Here is a 16,004-nt window from a genome sequence, read left to right as displayed (position 1 = left end):
ACCACTCACGCAAAAATCTGGACCAAAAAGCCGCTCACTCCCGCCGGTCGTTCGCGGTCGACTACTCTCGACTACAGATTTCGACGAAGTTCCGCAGGATCTGCAGTCCCGTCTCCCCGCTCTTTTCGGGGTGGAACTGCGTGCCGAAGACGTTCCCGTCCTCGTTGGCGACGATCGAGGGGAACTCGCGTTCGTAGTCGGTCATCGCGACCGCCGCGTTCTCGTCGTCGGGCACGGCGTAATAGGAGTGGACGAAGTAGGCGTACTGGCCGTCGACCCCCTCGACGAGCGGGTGATCGCGCTGAACGTCCAGTTCGTTCCAGCCCATGTGGGGCACCTTCTGGCCCTCCGCGAAGCGGACGTTGGTGCCCGGGATCAGATCCAGCCCCTGGACGGCCGACTCGCCGTCGTTCTCTCCCTCTTCGCTGGTCGTCAGCAACATCTGCATGCCGAGACAGATCCCGAACAACGGGGTGCCGCGCTCGGCGACCTCCAGGAGATCCTCGCGGAGCGGGTCGGCATTCTCGACGCCCTCGCGGAACGCGCCGACGCCGGGGAGGACGACGCCGTCCGCGTCGGCGAAGGCGGCCGGATCGTCGGTGATTTCGACGTCGGCGTCCGCGCGCTCGAGGCCGCGAGTGACGCTCCGGAGGTTCCCCAAGCCGTAGTCGACGATGACGACCGAGGCGAGGGACTGCTCGCTGGAAGTCGAAAGCGTGCTCATACCGGTATTCGGCGTCCCGTCTTGAAGTGTATTGCTGTTTAAGAGCTATAGAGACGGGTATAACTACTGGAATAAGTATATTGTATTCTTCTAATATGAATTACGACGAGAAGCTTTATCATATTTGAAACAACATGCAAGAGTATGCTTGATAAATCAGATGTCTATAATCCAAACCACGACTTATTTGATAATGGGGATAAAATATATTTTGATGCAGATGATCTGGAAGATCCAGACAATTCCTATGTCGCATGGGTTGACCTAATGGGTACCCGGTCATGGCTACTACGTTCAATTACCCATGCTGCAAATCATATCTACAAATTACATACTGCTGTTGCTAGTGCTACATATCGATTAGAGATCCAAGACGACCTCTATGTATATACAGCTATGGATGGTTTCTATTTAGTAGCGGAAGATAAAGAAACTATAGTTCGAGCATTAGAAGAAACATTTGCCACAATGGCTCGAACAGCAATTGATCGGATCTTTGGAACTGATAAAATATTTTATCTTCCTATAATCCGTGGTTCAATCGCATACGGACCAATAATCCATGGTAGTGATATAGACGATTCTACATTAGATAATACAATTTCACATTCTAATTCAACGGTTGATAAAAGTGATATTGTGCTTGGAGACCCGATATCTCAAGCATTTGATTCTGAATCTAATGCACCCCCTTATGGTGTTTATATCGATGAGTCTGCAAGAGGATTCTCCTCAAAAGGTGATGACCCCTTTAATAGAGTTTGGTTGGATTGGTATCATCACCGTTTTGGAGAGAACGATTATGAAGAAATAGCTGGTTTGATGAGAATTTTGCTTATAGAGTATTTTGACTGGTGCGATGATAACTCGGGACGGATTAGATATCCGGATGATAGACGTAAAGAGCATAAAAAATGGGCGAAGCAATATCTTCCCGAGATCGAATTAGAAACATAATATATTTTCTTTTCAAAATCCATCGAGTCGCGTCTGCCCGCTGTCGCCGTCGCCGACGTCCGCCAGCTCTGCCGCCCGCTCGAGCGCGTTCTCGAAGGTCTCCTCCTGGCTGCGGTCGTACAGCGTCGCCGCCGGGTGGACACAGAGGAGGACTCGCTGTGGCGTCCCGTTGATTCGGACCTCCTCGAGCGAGCCGGCCTCCTTGGTTACCGCCACCGAGCGCCCGAGCAGGTGCTCGCTGGGGACCTTCCCCAGCGTGACGATCACGTCCGGATCCAGCCGGTCGATCTCGGTCTCGAGGTAGCCCCGGCAGTTCGCGAGTTCGTCTTTCGTGGGGTCGCGGTTCTCCGGCGGCCGACAGCGCACGCAGTTGGTGATGCGGATGTCCGTCCGATCCAGACCGACCGTCCGCAGGCCGTCGTCGAGGACGGTGCCGCTGCGTCCGACGAACGGTTCGCCCTGTTCGTCCTCGTTGGCACCGGGCCCCTCGCCGACGAACAGCAGGTCGGCGTCCTCGGGCCCGGCGCCGTTGACGATCCGGCTCCGCGAGTCCACGAGTTTCGGACAGCGCGTACACTCGGTCACGCAGAGGCCGTCCATCGCTTCCGACTCGTCCATACGGTCTGAGACAGGCGGTCGCCTCCTACGTCTTTCGGGTCTCCTCCGGAGTCTCTCGAGGAACCATCACTAGTACTTCGACGAACACTACGGTGAAAGCCCCTTTCGCTCTCGACTCCCGGGCCTCGTTGCGCGCTTCGGTCGTTCGCTACGCTCACTCCCTGCAGTGCTTACGTCGTCCGGGTTCGCCGAGAGCGAAAGCCCCTTTCAGTCCCACCCAGCGGTGGCTAACCAGGGCTGCTATCGCACGTTCTGTTCGGGCCGAGCGACATAGCATCGCTCACCCAGCGTTTTCGTCTCCGTCCTCGAGCGATCCGACGAGCGAATCGCCCGCTCGAGCCGCCGTGCTCGCGACCCGAATCGGCTCCGGCCGCCCGCCGTCGGGCGTGAACGCGCGCACGACCGTGGCCGCCTCGTCGCGATCGCAGCCGCGATGGCGCACGTAGACGGTCTCGTCGTTGACCGACAGTTCGCGCCGATCCGGAAGCGAGCGATACGTCTCGAGGCGCCGCTCGAGTTCCCGTCCGGAAAAGGCGTCTCGGAGGCCGGCCTCGAGGCCGTCACTTGCCTCAAAGGTGACGGTGATTACCGGCCGATCAGCGGCCTCCTGGACGCGAGACGGGTCGAGAAAATTGTACCACGCGGGTGCGACGGCGCCGAGCAGGACGTACTGGACGTCGGGTCGACCCAACTCGGCGACCAGTTCCACAGCGGCCTCGGTCGCGTCGGTGCCGCCGACGGTACACCGACGGTACGCCAGTCCGTCGAGGACACGGTCGGCACGGACGACGGCACCGGCGAGCGTGCTTTGCTCCGCATCGCGACGAAACGACTCGGCGATGCCCAGCGCCCGCACCCCGGGCTTCATCAGGTCTCGTCTTTGATTTCCTTGAGTCGATCGAGCAGTTCGTCGCTGGACGCGCCGTTTTCGAACTCGATCGTCCCTTCGTGGCTGTTCTCACCGGATTTTACCGCGTCGTCGTCATCAAAATCAGCGTCGACTTCCTGTTGCTCGGATTCGTCGTAGCTCCCGAATCCCATACAGTGATCACTTTGGGCTTACGAGTGAAAAATCTCGTGGTTACCTGTTTATCTGCGTTTATGTCGTCGCTAGCGGACGCTGTGTCCGTCGGTCCGCATCCGTCCACATTCCGAGCGCAACTCGCGACGGGAGCGAGCACCCGCGACGACACCGTTTTTGGGGCCAGCGCTCGAGCCATCCGGTATGGAGGTCCATCACGTCACCGAGGACGCGGAGACGTTCACCTGCAACGCATTCCTCGCGATCGGCGAGGACGGAACGGCGACGCTGGTCGACGCCGGCGCGTGGGACGGCGTCGTCGACGAGATCCGACGCCACGCCGACGACGTCGACAGCGTGGTCGTAACCCACCAGCACGGCGATCACGTCGACCGACTCAAGGCCGTCGTCGAGGCCTTCGATCCCGACGTCTACGCATACGACGACCACTCGACCCGCACCGACGTGATCGAGGACGGCGACACCGTGACGATCGGCGACGAGGCGTTCGACGTCGTCTACACGCCCGGCCACGCCGACGACCACGTCTCCTTCGTCTCCGACTCGTCGCTGTTTTCGGGCGACGTGGTCGTCCACGACGACGGCGCCTTCGACTACGGCAGCTTCGGCCGCACCGACATGGCCGGCCAGTCCCGCGAGCGACTCATCGAGAGCATCGAGGACCTCCTCGAGCGCATGCCCGCGGAGGTCGAACACATGTACGCCGGCCACGGCGGCGTCTTCCACGGAACGGTGCGAGACGTCGTAGCGACGGCCCTCGAGCGGGCGGAGAAGCGCGAGCCGAAGTATCCCGACGGCTGACGGAGTCGACTACCTGACCCGTTTTTCGCGCGCCCGCCATTTCGACGGCACAGACGCCACTTGAAGGGACGCAGACGCCACTCGAAAGAGCGCAGTCGCCACTCGAAAGAGCGCAGTCGCCACTCGAAAGAGCGCAGTCGCCACTCGAAAGAGCGCAGTCGCCACTCGAGGGACGGTGCTGAGAGAACGAAAACGGAACGTCCGCGTTATGCGGCGCGCGGTTCCTTCGCCTTGGGGCGGAGGTTCTTGTAGCCGCACTTGCGACAGCGGTCGGCTCCCGGGGAGTTGCGGGCGTTACAGCGCATGCAGATCATCTTCTCGAGCGTCCGTTTCTCGGCGGCGTCGAAACTTGGCATACCGGCCCGTTAGCCAGTGGTGCATATAATCGCTGTGATTGTACGGCCCCGTCCCACCGAGCCGGCTGGCGACCGTCTCGTGTGGTCGCCGATCGCTCCTCGTCGATCAGGGCCGCTGACACGCCTCGTCGACGACAGTCACTCCTCGTCGGCCAGATACTCCTCCTGGACCGCGACGACCTCGCTCGAGTCGGCGCACTCGCTGTATCTTCGCAGGGGCTCCTCGTTGAGCGTCAGGAAGGTCTCGCCCCAGCGGAACGGCTCGAGCAGTTCCGCGGCTCGCTCTCGGTCGCCGAAGATACAGCAGGCGGCGGCCAGCGCCTCGACGGTGGTCAGCCGGAACGGCCGCCCGTAGTTGACCGGGTTCGCGGCGACGAGGAAGGGCAGCGCCCGGTGGACGCCGCGCATTTTGAACGACGCCGCCTCGGCGGACTCCCACGAGCAGTCGAGCGCGACCAGCGTCTCCAGCCCCTCCTCGGCGTCGGCCGGCGACAGCGCCTGCTCGGCGTGGGGGTTGAGGACGACGCCGTAGGGCACCTGCCCCATCGACCGGTAGAGGGTCGCCTCGTCGAATTTCTCGAGGCGCTTGGCGGTGCACTTGTTCGGGTCGTCGTCGCCCTCGTAGTAGACGTGACACTCCACGGCGGAGCGTTGGACACAACGGGAGAAAAGCGCCGCGGAATGGGTGCCACGAACTGCGGAGCGAGTCGGTTCTCGAGACAGCGGTGTCCGGCCACAGGTTCGAGACGGGCGTCACGACGGTCCATCGCGACGGAGCGCGTCGAGCGTCCTCGAGCCGATCCCGCCCTTCGGGAACGCGGTGACGATGTCGTCGGCTCCGATCGTCGTCTCGCCGTGTGGCGCCAGGACGGTGTCGCCCCGCTCGATCGCGATCACGAGGCTCTCTTCGGGGAGGGTCTGCCGTCGAACCGCGTGCTCGAGGATCAGGTCGGCGATGGGCGCCTCGTCGTTGACGGCGACTTCGACGTCGCCCGAGAGAGTGACGAAGTCGGTGATCCGGTCGCAGCTCGTTCCTTCGTCGGGACCGAACGGCGCGTCCGGCTGCCACGACCTGTGGTCAGAGCGGGAGGCCACTGACAAGCCCACCCCTTTAGGGCGGGTGCCTGACACAGTGTTCCGGGTTAGGACGTCGTTTCCGAGCCGACCTCGATTGCGATTGCATCAGGAGTTTTATCACGGCTTTCTCCTCAATTTCGACCTAATGAATCGTCGTTACCGTTCGCTCGAGTTGTCGAAACGGCTTCCGCCGATCGTCGCGTTCGGACCGACGAGTAGGAAAGTGCCACGGGGCGGGGGGACCGCATGAGCGCCGACGAGGAACTCGCGAAGGACCTCGGCCTCCTCTCGGCGCTCACGATCGGCATCGGGACGATGATCGGCGCCGGTATCTTCGTCCTGCCGGGGACCGCGGTTGCGCGAGCGGGTCCGCTCGCGGCCGCCACGTTCGTCATCGGCGGCGTGACCGCGCTGTTTACGGCGCTGTCGGCCTCGGAGCTGGGGACGGCGATGCCCAAGTCCGGTGGCGCCTACTTCTACATCAATCGCGCGCTCGGACCGATGTTCGGATCGATAAGCGGGTGGGCGAACTGGCTCGGGCTGGCGTTCGCGTCTGCGTTCTATATGTACGGCTTCGGGGAGTACGTCAACCAACTGGTCGGCGTCCCGACGTTCGCGCTCGGCCCGGTGACCGTGACGGCCGCCCAGACGATCGGCCTCGTCGGTGCGGCGCTGTTCATCGCCGTCAACTATCTCGGCGCGAAGGAAACCGGCGGATTGCAGGTCGCGATCGTTCTCACGCTCCTCGCTATCCTCTCGGCGTTCACCGTCATCGGGCTCCTGAACGCCGATTTGGATTCGCTACGACCGATCGCACCGCCGGGAACGACCGGCGAAGTGCTTCCGGTGACCGCAATCGTCTTCGTCTCGTACCTCGGGTTCGTCCAGATCACGTCCGTCGCCGAAGAGATCAAAGACCCCGGCCGGAACCTTCCGCTGGCCGTTATCGGCTCCGTTCTCATCGTCACGGTCGTCTACGCGCTGTTCCTCGTCGTGTTGCTGGCAGCCGTGCCGACCGAGTTGGTGGCCGACAACGAGACCGCGGTCGTCGAGGCCGCCGAGTTGCTGTTCGGACAGTACTCCGTGTTCGGCGTCGGTCTCGGCGCCCTCGGCTGGGGAATGCTGCTGTTCGGCGGGCTCCTGGCGACGGCCTCGAGCGCCAACGCGTCGATCCTCTCCTCGTCCCGGATCAATTTCGCGATGGGTCGAGAGAAGATCATCTCGCCGTCGGTCAACGAGATTCACGACCGGTTCGGAACGCCTTACAAGTCGATCCTGATCACCGGGGCGCTCATCATCGTCTTCCTTTTGTTCGGCAACCTCGAGTTGCTGTCGACCGCGGGGTCGGTCCTCCACTTGATCGTCTACGGGTTGTTGAACATCGCGCTGATCGTGATGCGGGAGGCCGATCCGGCCGATTACGATCCGGACTTCGAGGTGCCGTTGTATCCGTTCGTCCCGATTATCGGGATGATTTCGTCGTTCGCGCTGATCGCGTACATCGAGCCGGTCGTCATCGCACTCTCGGCGGGGCTCGTCGCCTTCGCGGCGCTGTGGTACCTGCTGTACGCGCGCAAACGCGTCGAGAGCGCGGGCGTGTTCGTCAACTGGGTCCTCGACCGATCCGAGGAGATGCCCGAACCGGCGGTGGCCGCGGCCGATTCCATCCGACCCAACGCCGCGCGCGAGTCGGACGCCGACGAGTTCGACGTCATGGTGCCGTTGGCGAATCCACGAACCGAAACGGAACTCATCACGCTGGCCGGCGCGATCGCGAAGCAACGCGGCGGCACAGTTCACGCGGTCCACATCGTCCAGGTACCCGACCAGACGCCGCTCGAACGCGCCGAACAGGAGGGGCGGGTCGACGCCGAATCGGAGAAGTTGCTCGCGCAGGCCCGCGACGACGCCGAGACGTTCGGCGTCCCGCTCGAGACGCACACGATACTCTCACACCGATCGTTCGAGGAGATCTTCGACGCCGCTCGCGCCTTCGACGTCGATCAGGTCGTCATGGGCTGGGGCGCCGCCACGCACGGCCGCGCCGAGTCGCGACTCGACGAGCTGACCCACGACCTCCCCTGTGACTTCCTCGTCCTGAAGGATCGCGGCTTCGATCCGTCGCACGTGCTGTTGCCGACCGCCGGCGGCCCCGACTCGGCGCTCGGAGCGGAGGTCGTCCGACTGCTTCGCGACGAGTTCGGTTCACGCGTGGCGCTCCTGCACGCCCTCGATGACGACGAGACTCGCGAGGACGGCGAGCGATTCCTCGAGGAGTGGGCGGTCGAGAACGGCCTCGGCGACGCCGACCTGGTCGTCGACGACCGAGACGTCGAGACCGCGATCGCCGACGCGGCCAGCGACGCGACGTTCCTGGTGATCGGCGCGACCGGAGAGGGGCTGCTGTCGCGACTCATCCAGGGATCGCTGGTTATCGACGTCCTCGACGACGTCGAATGTTCGGTACTCCTCGCGGAGACGGCCCGAAAGCGGAGTATGCGCGAACGACTACTGGGCACCGAGGAGACGGACTGACTCGGCCCCCGCCAGTCCGAAGACGAGATCTCGAGTGCTTTTGGCGGTGGCGCCGAACGGTCGGGTATGGGCACGGAGCCGAATCCGACCGACGATCCGGACGCCGCGTCGCTCGTCCGTCGCTACTACGACGCCCTCGACGAGCGCGACTACGAGACGCTCGAGGACCTCCTGACACCCGACTTCGTCCAGCGGCGGCCGGATCGGACGTTCGAGGACCGCGCGGCGTTCGTCCGCTTCATGCGCGACGATCGGCCCAACCCCGACACCAGCCACGAACTCGAGGGCGTCGTCGCCGACAGCGGAGCCGACCGCGTCGCGGTCCGGGGTCGGGTTCTCGACGCCGACGGGGAGCAGACGCTGTTCGAGTTCGCGGACTTCTTCGACCTCGAGGACGGGGACGGAGATGAAAACGGAGACGTTCGAATCGCTCGCCTCGAGACGTACTCGCGGTGACCTCGCGGAGAGTCAGAGCGACACCCAGTAGGAGTGGCCGTTGGAACAGGTCACGGACCGCCGTTCGCCGAACCGCGTCCCGAGGCGGGCGGACGTGCGGTCGTCGCTACGAACGGGAACGGGGATACTCGTTCGGTTCCCACACTGCGGACATTCGGCTTCGCGGATCGCTGTAACCTGCATTCGATATCACTATGGGATAGTATGCCACAGTAGTATATAACCTATCCTCCGAAGTACGGTGGAATCCGTGTCGCACCCAGGGAGCGCTCACGCCGAACAGTTGTTCGGCCCCAACTCGAGTTCCGTGCGATCCTCGGGCGGTCGCTCCTCGCGGCCGCGGTTCAGGTCGATGATCTCCTCGTAGTTCGCCGGCTTCTCGCCGGCGTCGGCCATGCGCTCGACGAACTCCTCCTCCCCGAGGCCGAGCAGGTCGATCCCGATGCGAGCCTCGCGGACGGTCGTCGCGATCGGTTCTCCCGGCCGGCCGTGCTCGAACTCGCCCTCGGAAGTGACGGTGACGTGGCCCGGCAAGACGACGACGTCCTCGGGTTCGGCCAGGATCGTCCGGTGGAGCGTCTCGTAGAGCAGCTCGGCACCTTCCTCACCTTCGTTCTGGCTAAACTCGAGTTCGGTTCGCCCCACCGAGTCGACGTGCAGCGTGTCAGCGGTCAGCAGGGCCGCGCCGTCGACGAGCAGAGTGATCATCTCGCTGGTGTGGCCCGGCGCCGCCAGCGCCTTGACCTCGAGGTCCCCGACGTCGAGGACCTCGTTTCGCTCGAGGGGCGTGAACGCGTAGTCGACGCCGCGGTCGGCCGCTCGCGCGCCGAGGTAGTAGGGGACCGCGAGACTGTCGGCCAACTCCCGACCGCCGGAAATGTGGTCGGCGTGGACGTGGGTGTCGACGACGCCGGCGATCGTCAGATCGACCTCTTCCGCGGCGACCTCGTACTCGTCGATATCGTCCGTCGGGTCGACGACGATCGCCTCGCCCGTCGCCGGACAGCCGACGACGTAGCCCAGACAGCCCTTCGCCCGCCGCTGGAGTTGGACGATCGTCGGGGCGTCCGTCGCGGTCCCGGTGCCGTCGCCGCCGACGTCGAGCTCGACGTGCTCGTAGACGCCGCTCCAGCCCGTCATCCCGCCGTCGACCGTCGCCACGTCGTAGGCGTCGGTGGCCGACTCGAGTCGGGTCGCCAGGTTGCCCGACGAGATCCCCTTCGCGCAGATCGTGATCACGCGGTCGGCGTCGCCGACGGCGTCCTCGAATTCCTCGAGGCGGTCGTCCAGTTCCTCCTCGGGGCCGAAGGGGAAGTGCACCGCGCCCGGGACGTGCCAGGCCTCGTAGCTGTCTTCGGGCCGGGTATCCACGAGGGTGACCGCGTCGTTTTCGTCGACGAGTTCGGCGAGCCGGTCGGCCGAGAGCGTGGTGACCATACGAACCGTACGAGAGCGCGCGATGTAAGTCTCGCCGCGCAGGTGCCGCTGTGGGATCCGCGGCCGCTCACCGCGCGACCGACACCGGGGGCGTCGAACTCGTTCAACTGTCGTTCCGGAAGGGAGGTCCATTTAACTGATACACGGACGAACGATCGGTATGTCCCTCTCAGAGGCCGTCGACGCGGCCATCGCCGCAGTGCGTCGCCGTCCGGGCGATCTCCTCCCCTGGTACGTTCTCGGCGCCGCCGTCCCCGCGATCGCCCGCGTCGTCCCGTTTCTCGCGACGGTGATCGCCTACGTCTACCTCGCGACGACCGGCCGACTCGCGACGATCGTCGCGGAGCTACAGGACCTGAACACCGAGCCGCCGGACCCGAACACCGACCCCGAGGCGTTCGAAGCGTGGGCCAGCCAGTTCGACGTGCTCGTCGACCAGCTGTTCACGCCGACGCTGATTCTGCTGGCCGTCGTGGCGATCGGCGCGGCGCTTGTCGTGTGGATCGTCCTGTACGCGGCCGTCGCCGCCGGACAGCTGACGGCCTGTTCCGCGCGGCTCCGCGGGAACCGAGGGGTGGCGGCCGGATTCGCGGGCGCGCGCCGCTACTGGCTGCGATTCCTCGGGCTCTACCTCCTCGAGTTGCTGGCGTGGCTCGCCGTCCTGCTGACGATCGGGCTGGTAGTGGGAGTCGTCGCCGGCATCGTCACGTTGTCGACCGGGTCGGGCGGCCCCGCGCTCCTCGTCGGCGCCGTCGCCGGGCTCGTGATCCTCGCCGCGCTGCTCGCGGTCCGCGCGGTGTTCGCGTTCGCGTCGGTCGCCGTCGTCGTCGACGACACGACCGCGGTCGACGCGGTGACGAACGCGCTCGGGTTTGTCCGATCGCGGCCTCTCGAGGCGGGCGTCTACTACGCCGTCGCGCTCGGGACGACGATCGCGCTCGCGGTGCTCTCGGCGGTAATCACGTTCGTCGACGTCGCCACGTTGCTGTCGCTGGTGACGCCGCTGGTCGTGTTTCCGGCCCTCGACCTCCTGAAGACGGCCGTCTACAACGACTATCGACGGCGCCTCGAGCCGCCGACCGCGCCAGTGCGGTCCCTCGGCGGACAGCTGCGAGACGGCGTTCGGTACGGCTGGTCCGAGATGGTCGCGTTCGTCCGCGAGACCCCCGGCACGCACGCCCTCGTGATCGCGCTCGCCCTCGGCAGCTTCTGGGCCGGCTGGGCGGCCGCGGCGCCGGTCGAGGGCACCGTCGAGACGTCGATCTCGGCGCGGCTCGTCGACCACAACCCGCTCGCGGCGACTCTCGAGTTCTTCGCCAACAACTGGCTGGTCGCGCTCACGACGGCGTTGTCCGGCGTCGTGCTGGTGGTGCCCGCGGTCGCCTCGCTGCTGTTCAACGGGCTCGCGATGGGGATCTTCGCGCGAACCGAGACCGAACCGACGGAACTGCTCGCGTTCGTCGTCCCCCACGGAGTCTTCGAGATTCCGGCGATCTTCATCGCCTCGGCGCTGGGGATCCGGCTCGGGCTGATCGGCTGGCGAACCTTCCGCGGGGACGCGAGCCGAACGGACCTCGCCGACGCGCTCGAGCGAGCGTTCTGGGTGCTGGTCGGCGTCGGCGTCCTGCTGGCGGTCGCGGCGGCGATCGAGGGCTTCGTGAGTCCGTACTATTCAGATCTGCTGTTCTGACGGCCGCGGCCGTCCCGCGCTCCGGGCGCCTCGAGCGTCTCGAGCGGTTCGACGGCGCCGGGCCGATCAGGCGTAGGCCTCGAACTCCTCGCCGAACAGCAGGAAGTAGGCGGTGCCGATCAGTCCGACGACGGTCGCGATGGAGAAGGCGAGCGTCGGCGAACCGGCGAATAGCTCTCGGCCGGAGAGCGGGTTCGAGAACCCGCCCCAGAGCAGGCCGCCCAGCGCGGCGCTGGGGATGACGATCAGGTTCCGGAGGAGGTAGTACGTGCCCGTGACGCGCCCGCCCGTACCCTGTTCGGCCGGCCCGACGATCAGCGCCTTGTGCGCGGGGAGGCCCGCAAATCGCAGCCCGGAGAAGGCGAAGAGCGCGGCGAGGGTGAGAGCGCCCGCGCTCTCCGTCGGCGCGTTGATCAGCAGGATCGGGAAGACCGCGTAGACGAAAAAGCCCAGCGCGACGACCGGCTTCAGCCCGATTCGCTCGGCGGCCTTCGCGACCGGAATCATCGTCAGCAGGGCCACGAGCATCTCGATCCCGAGCAGGACGCCGAAGTACGACTGGGGCGAGAGCTCGAGGGTGCCCGTCGCGGGCAGTGAGAGGGTGAGCCCGACCTCGAGAAACCGGGTGACGACGATGACGAAGAAGACGTAGACCATTCCGTTGGCGAAACGGACGAGGGTGTCGCCGACCAGCAGCGGTCGGAGTTCGTCGGGCATCGCCCGCAGATCGGCGACGACCTGCGAGAGGCCCGCGAACTCCTTGCCGACGCTGTCCTCCCCGGCCTCGTAGAGGACGTGCTGGACGATCGTCCCGACGATTCCGAAGATCACGGCGACGAGCAAGATCAGCTGGAAGGCGACCCGAACGTCGGCGTCGCTCGAGCCGAACGGGTAGAACAGCGCGGCGGCGAGCAGCGGGCCGACGAGAAAGGCGGTGCGACGGAACGTTTCGGTGCTCGCGAAGCCGGCGGCGAGCTGGGAGGGCGGGACCGCCTGCTTGACGATCGCAAACGTCGCGCCCAGCCCGAACGACTTCCAGGCCTGCGAGAAGAACAGGCCGACGAAGATCGCGACGACCGCGAGCGACGCGGAACCGACGGAAACGTCGGCGAACAGGGGAGCGGCCAACCAGATTCCGAAGCCGACCGTCGAACACAGCCCGAAGGCGGTCAGCGCGTACCGCGAGCCGATGCGATCGGAGATCGCCCCGCCCGGATAGGGGTAGACGGCGCTGATGACGTTCCCGACCGTCCCGAAGAGGCCGACGACGAACGCCGACGCCCCCAGCGCGTACATGTACTCGGCCATGTACCGGCTGGTCATCTGGAAGCCGAGGCTGAACGCGAACATCGCCGCCGAGAGGACCAGCACGTCGCGTTCGAGCGCGAAGAACTGCCGGTAGGCGTCCAGCGGATCGGCCGTCTCGGTCTCGGGAGCGTCTCGCTCGAGACTCATAGTCCGACGTGAGCGTCCGAGTGACTTCGTTGTTGTCCACAGCTGACAGCCCGTCGGGCTCCGCAGTTTCCGACGGGCAGGTCCCGGCGATACTGTCGGAACTGCCCGCTCGCTGGCGAACACCGAACCAATAAAGGCGAACGGGTCCGTCCACAGGGACATGACGACGACGCTCGGAACGGCGAGTGCGGCCCCCGGCGAGATGGATACGGGCCGTCTCGAGGTCGGCGAAACCCGGGACGGGAGCTCGTTCGGGTTACCGGTCGCCGTGATCAACGGCGCCCGTGCGGGAAAGACGCTCTATCTGCAGGCGGCAAGCGACGGCGACGAACTCAACGGCGTCGGCGTTCTCCAGCGCGTCGTCCCGCAGCTCGATCCCGCCGAAATCACCGGGACGATCCTGATCGTCGGGATCGTCAACTACCACGCGTTCCAGGTCGCCGAACACCGGAATCCGATCGACGACACGAAGATGAATCGCGCCTACCCCGGCAACGAGGCCGGCACCTCGAGCGAGCGGATCGCGGCGGCGACGTTCGAGGTCGCGACCCGTGCCGATCTGATCCTCGACCTCCACCAGGGCTCGACCAGCCGGATGATCGACGAGGTCCGGGTGCGCTGCGGGAAACGCCACCGCCTTCACGACGACTGTCTCAAACTCGCGAAGGTCTTCGGCTGCGGCTACATCCTCGATCAGAAGGGACCCGACGGCCAGCTGGCTCGCGCCGCCCCGGACGAGGGGATCCCGACCGTCGATCCAGAACTCGGCGGCACCGTCGGCTGGGACGAAGAGAGCATCCGCAAGGGCGTCGAGGGCGTGTTCAACGTCCTGAACTACTACGGCTTCCTCGAGGGGGAGACGACCGTCGAGACCCAGACCCGGGCCAACGGGTTCGAACAGTACGGCGCGCCCGGCGGCGGTCTGATCTCCTTCGAGCGCGAGCTCGGCGAGCGCGTCCGCCGCGGCGACCTGCTGTTCGAACTGACGACCCCCTTCGGCGAACGGAAGGCAGAGGTGACCGCCGACAGCAACGGCATCCTCTGGCGGACCCGACGGCTGCCCCAGGTCGCCAGCGGCGAGTACGTCTGCTCAGTCGCCACCGACATCGACGACTACTGACATGGCATCCGATCTCATCTGCCCGAACTGCGAGACCGTCTACGAGGCCGGCCCGTCCGAACCGTGGCGCTGTTCCTGCGGGGGCGCCCTCGAGTTCATCGACCGGCCGCATCCGCAGGGCGACCCCCTGCCGCTGCAGAGCCTCGATACCACCGAGGGGCTCTGGACGTTCTTCGAGTTCCTGCCCATCGAGAAGCACGTGACCTTTCACGAGGGGTTTACCCCGCTCGTCGACGCGCCCGACTGGGACGCCGAGTTCAAACTCGAGTACGTGTTCCCGACGGGCTCGTTCAAGGATCGGGGCGCGACGACGACGCTCTCGCGAGCGGTCGAACTCGGCGTCGAGAAGGTCATCGATGACTCCTCGGGCAACGCCGGCGCCGCGATCGCGACCTACGCGGCCCGCGCCGGCCTCGAGGCGGACATCTACGTGCCGGCGGACGTCAAACAGTCGAAGCTGATGGCCATCCAGCGGGCCGACGCCCGCCCGGTCAGAGTCGAGGGGAGCCGACAGGACGTTACAGACGCCTGTATCGACGCCGTCGAGGGCGAGGCGCGAAGCGCCTCGGAAGGGACGAGCGGGGACACCCCGCGACAAGCCGGTGAAGGATGGTACGCCAGCCACGCCTGGAACCCGGCGTTCTACGCGGGCACGATGACGTTCGCGTTCGAAATCGCCGCCCAACAGGGGTGGACCGTTCCCGACGCCGTCGTGCTTCCGATCGGCCACGGGACGCTGTTCCTGGGGGCCTACCGCGGCTTTTCGCTGCTCAACGAGGCCGGGATCGTCGACGGCATGCCCCGACTGCTCGGCGCGCAGGCGACGGGATACACCCCGATCGTCGACGAACTCGGCGGACAGCGGACCGAGGAGGACGGAGACACCGACGGGGCCGATATCGCCGACGGAATCAGGATCGCCGAACCGGCCCGGAAGGACGAGATCCTCCGAGCCATCGAGGAGACCGGCGGCGACGCCATCGCCCTCGGCGCGGACCCGATCGAGACCGCGCTCGACCGTCTCCACCGCGGCGGTTTCTACGTCGAACCCACCTGCGCGGTCGCCCCCGCGGCGCTCGAGCAGTACCGCGACGACGACGTTCTCGACGCCGACGCCGACGTCGTCGTCCCCCTGACCGGCAGCGGACTGAAAACCCTTTGAGGACGCGGTTCCGAAACTCGAACAGATGGTCAGTCGACCGCCGACGTTCTGTCCCGACTGCGGTACCCGCCTCGAGACGGCCACCGTCGACGGCCGCGAGCGCGAGCGCTGTCCGGCCTGCGGAGACGTGGTCTGGCACAATCCGGTCCCCTGTGCGAGCGTCGCGATCGTCGATCGCTCGCGGGCGGACGCGAGGGTGCTCTGCGTCGAACGCGGGGTCCCGCCGGGCGTCGGCGAGTGGACCCTCCCCGGCGGCCACATCGAGCTCGGCGAGGAGCCCGCGGCGGCCGCCGCGCGCGAACTCGAGGAGGAGACCAGCGTCAGCGTCGACCCCGGCGCGCTCGAGATCCTGAGCGCGTCCGCGATGGCACCCCGGGACGGCAAGCACGTGATGACGGTCCACTACGTGGCCGATCGGGCCGATGCCGACGGCGATCCGCTCGCGGGCAGCGACGCGAGCGCGGCCCGGTTCTGGTCGCCGAGCGAGTTCGACGCCTCCGGCGAGACGTTTCGGCCGGTCCACGAGGAGCGGTTCCGGGAGGCCGCGGCGTACTTCGACTAGTCGCCCTCGAGC

18 protein-coding genes are annotated in these 16,004 nt (G+C 65.6%); 8 read left to right on the top strand and 10 right to left on the bottom strand.

From position 1 onward, the window contains the following. Positions 1–61: 61 nt before the first annotated feature. On the bottom strand, positions 62–724 hold the full coding sequence (gene hisH / locus C477_RS07905) for an imidazole glycerol phosphate synthase subunit HisH (protein WP_008893941.1): 663 nt from the start codon (positions 722–724) through the stop codon (positions 62–64). Between the two features lie 144 nt (positions 725–868). Between hisH and C477_RS23470 the strand changes: the two genes are divergently transcribed. Next, positions 869–1,681, top strand: coding sequence for a hypothetical protein (locus C477_RS23470; RefSeq protein WP_152423293.1), 813 nt, complete (start codon positions 869–871; stop codon positions 1,679–1,681). A gap of 12 nt (positions 1,682–1,693) precedes the next feature. On the opposite strand, the gene C477_RS07895 is transcribed toward C477_RS23470, so the two are convergent. From C477_RS07895 to C477_RS07885, 3 genes are all read right to left on the bottom strand, one after another. Beyond that, complete coding sequence (locus C477_RS07895) at positions 1,694–2,299, bottom strand: uracil-DNA glycosylase (RefSeq protein ID WP_008893939.1); 606 nt, start codon at positions 2,297–2,299, stop codon at positions 1,694–1,696. Positions 2,300–2,579: 280 nt separating this feature from the next. Next, on the bottom strand, positions 2,580–3,167 hold the full coding sequence (locus tag C477_RS07890; protein WP_008893938.1) for an endonuclease dU: 588 nt from the start codon (positions 3,165–3,167) through the stop codon (positions 2,580–2,582). Next, on the bottom strand, positions 3,167–3,340 hold the full coding sequence (locus C477_RS07885) for a DUF5786 family protein (RefSeq protein WP_008893937.1): 174 nt from the start codon (positions 3,338–3,340) through the stop codon (positions 3,167–3,169). The genes C477_RS07890 and C477_RS07885 overlap by 1 nt, the downstream gene beginning before the upstream one ends. Positions 3,341–3,524: 184 nt before the next feature. On the opposite strand from C477_RS07885, the gene C477_RS07880 reads away from it, so the two are divergent. Further along, the gene (locus tag C477_RS07880) at positions 3,525–4,142 is read left to right on the top strand and encodes an MBL fold metallo-hydrolase (protein WP_008893936.1); all 618 of its coding nucleotides are present in this window, start codon (positions 3,525–3,527) and stop codon (positions 4,140–4,142) included. Between the two features lie 206 nt (positions 4,143–4,348). Here the strand turns inward: C477_RS07880 and C477_RS07875 are convergent, their stop codons facing one another. From C477_RS07875 to C477_RS07865, 3 genes are all read right to left on the bottom strand, one after another. After that, positions 4,349–4,498 carry a 50S ribosomal protein L40e gene (locus C477_RS07875; protein ID WP_008893935.1) on the bottom strand — a complete coding sequence of 50 codons (150 nt, stop codon included), beginning with the start codon at positions 4,496–4,498 and terminating at the stop codon, positions 4,349–4,351. A gap of 138 nt (positions 4,499–4,636) precedes the next feature. Continuing rightward, positions 4,637–5,140: a DUF367 family protein gene (locus C477_RS07870; RefSeq protein WP_008893934.1), complete on the bottom strand. Its 504-nt coding sequence runs from the start codon at positions 5,138–5,140 to the stop codon at positions 4,637–4,639. A 111-nt stretch (positions 5,141–5,251) separates the two neighbouring features. Beyond that, the gene (locus tag C477_RS07865; RefSeq protein ID WP_008893933.1) at positions 5,252–5,593 is read right to left on the bottom strand and encodes a TrkA C-terminal domain-containing protein; all 342 of its coding nucleotides are present in this window, start codon (positions 5,591–5,593) and stop codon (positions 5,252–5,254) included. A gap of 228 nt (positions 5,594–5,821) precedes the next feature. Here C477_RS07865 and C477_RS07860 point away from each other — a divergent pair, with 228 nt between their 5' ends. Together C477_RS07860 and C477_RS07855 are read left to right on the top strand one after the other, a co-directional pair. Beyond that, complete coding sequence (locus C477_RS07860) at positions 5,822–8,110, top strand: amino acid permease (RefSeq protein WP_008893932.1); 2,289 nt, start codon at positions 5,822–5,824, stop codon at positions 8,108–8,110. A 66-nt stretch (positions 8,111–8,176) separates the two neighbouring features. After that, complete coding sequence (locus C477_RS07855; RefSeq protein ID WP_008893931.1) at positions 8,177–8,566, top strand: nuclear transport factor 2 family protein; 390 nt, start codon at positions 8,177–8,179, stop codon at positions 8,564–8,566. 12 nt (positions 8,567–8,578) lie between these two features. Here C477_RS07855 and C477_RS25015 read toward each other — a convergent pair whose 3' ends face one another. Then, positions 8,579–8,749: a hypothetical protein gene (locus C477_RS25015; protein WP_449404396.1), complete on the bottom strand. Its 171-nt coding sequence runs from the start codon at positions 8,747–8,749 to the stop codon at positions 8,579–8,581. Between the two features lie 87 nt (positions 8,750–8,836). Continuing rightward, entirely contained in the window at positions 8,837–10,003 is a 1,167-nt protein-coding gene (locus C477_RS07850; protein ID WP_008893930.1) for an MBL fold metallo-hydrolase, read from the bottom strand. A 160-nt stretch (positions 10,004–10,163) separates the two neighbouring features. On the opposite strand from C477_RS07850, the gene C477_RS07845 reads away from it, so the two are divergent. Beyond that, a complete protein-coding gene (locus tag C477_RS07845; protein WP_008893929.1) occupies positions 10,164–11,693 on the top strand; it encodes a stage II sporulation protein M in 1,530 nt (509 codons plus the stop codon). A gap of 66 nt (positions 11,694–11,759) precedes the next feature. Here the strand turns inward: C477_RS07845 and C477_RS07840 are convergent, their stop codons facing one another. After that, a complete protein-coding gene (locus C477_RS07840; protein WP_008893928.1) occupies positions 11,760–13,148 on the bottom strand; it encodes an MFS transporter in 1,389 nt (462 codons plus the stop codon). A gap of 160 nt (positions 13,149–13,308) precedes the next feature. Between C477_RS07840 and C477_RS07835 the strand changes: the two genes are divergently transcribed. The 3 genes from C477_RS07835 to C477_RS07825 are packed head-to-tail and all read left to right on the top strand — an operon-like array spanning position 13,309 to position 15,992. Next, positions 13,309–14,268 (top strand): succinylglutamate desuccinylase/aspartoacylase family protein, encoded by a 960-nt coding sequence (locus tag C477_RS07835; RefSeq protein ID WP_008893927.1) that lies wholly within the window; start codon positions 13,309–13,311, stop codon positions 14,266–14,268. Position 14,269: 1 nt separating this feature from the next. Further along, positions 14,270–15,430 (top strand): pyridoxal-phosphate dependent enzyme, encoded by a 1,161-nt coding sequence (locus tag C477_RS07830; RefSeq protein ID WP_008893926.1) that lies wholly within the window; start codon positions 14,270–14,272, stop codon positions 15,428–15,430. Between the two features lie 25 nt (positions 15,431–15,455). After that, a complete protein-coding gene (locus C477_RS07825; protein WP_008893925.1) occupies positions 15,456–15,992 on the top strand; it encodes an NUDIX hydrolase in 537 nt (178 codons plus the stop codon). Positions 15,993–16,004: the final 12 nt, after the last annotated feature.

The organism is Haloterrigena salina JCM 13891, assembly GCF_000337495.1.
Lineage (GTDB): Archaea > Halobacteriota > Halobacteria > Halobacteriales > Natrialbaceae > Haloterrigena > Haloterrigena salina.
The sequence above is the reverse complement of the archived record's forward strand: the minus strand, read 5'-3'. Positions and strand labels throughout refer to the sequence as shown.

Coding starts and splice junctions, on each gene's coding strand:
- C477_RS07825 (WP_008893925.1), top strand. CDS start 15,456: ATGGTCAGTCGACCGCCGACGTTCTGTCCCGACTGCGGTACCCGCCTC.
- C477_RS07850 (WP_008893930.1), bottom strand. CDS start 10,003: ATGGTCACCACGCTCTCGGCCGACCGGCTCGCCGAACTCGTCGACGAA.
- C477_RS07895 (WP_008893939.1), bottom strand. CDS start 2,299: ATGGACGAGTCGGAAGCGATGGACGGCCTCTGCGTGACCGAGTGTACG.
- C477_RS07830 (WP_008893926.1), top strand. CDS start 14,270: ATGGCATCCGATCTCATCTGCCCGAACTGCGAGACCGTCTACGAGGCC.
- C477_RS07860 (WP_008893932.1), top strand. CDS start 5,822: ATGAGCGCCGACGAGGAACTCGCGAAGGACCTCGGCCTCCTCTCGGCG.
- C477_RS07840 (WP_008893928.1), bottom strand. CDS start 13,148: ATGAGTCTCGAGCGAGACGCTCCCGAGACCGAGACGGCCGATCCGCTG.
- C477_RS07835 (WP_008893927.1), top strand. CDS start 13,309: ATGACGACGACGCTCGGAACGGCGAGTGCGGCCCCCGGCGAGATGGAT.
- C477_RS25015 (WP_449404396.1), bottom strand. CDS start 8,749: ATGCAGGTTACAGCGATCCGCGAAGCCGAATGTCCGCAGTGTGGGAAC.
- C477_RS07885 (WP_008893937.1), bottom strand. CDS start 3,340: ATGGGATTCGGGAGCTACGACGAATCCGAGCAACAGGAAGTCGACGCT.
- C477_RS07855 (WP_008893931.1), top strand. CDS start 8,177: ATGGGCACGGAGCCGAATCCGACCGACGATCCGGACGCCGCGTCGCTC.
- C477_RS23470 (WP_152423293.1), top strand. CDS start 869: ATGCTTGATAAATCAGATGTCTATAATCCAAACCACGACTTATTTGAT.
- C477_RS07845 (WP_008893929.1), top strand. CDS start 10,164: ATGTCCCTCTCAGAGGCCGTCGACGCGGCCATCGCCGCAGTGCGTCGC.
- C477_RS07890 (WP_008893938.1), bottom strand. CDS start 3,167: ATGAAGCCCGGGGTGCGGGCGCTGGGCATCGCCGAGTCGTTTCGTCGC.
- C477_RS07875 (WP_008893935.1), bottom strand. CDS start 4,498: ATGCCAAGTTTCGACGCCGCCGAGAAACGGACGCTCGAGAAGATGATC.
- C477_RS07880 (WP_008893936.1), top strand. CDS start 3,525: ATGGAGGTCCATCACGTCACCGAGGACGCGGAGACGTTCACCTGCAAC.
- hisH (WP_008893941.1), bottom strand. CDS start 724: ATGAGCACGCTTTCGACTTCCAGCGAGCAGTCCCTCGCCTCGGTCGTC.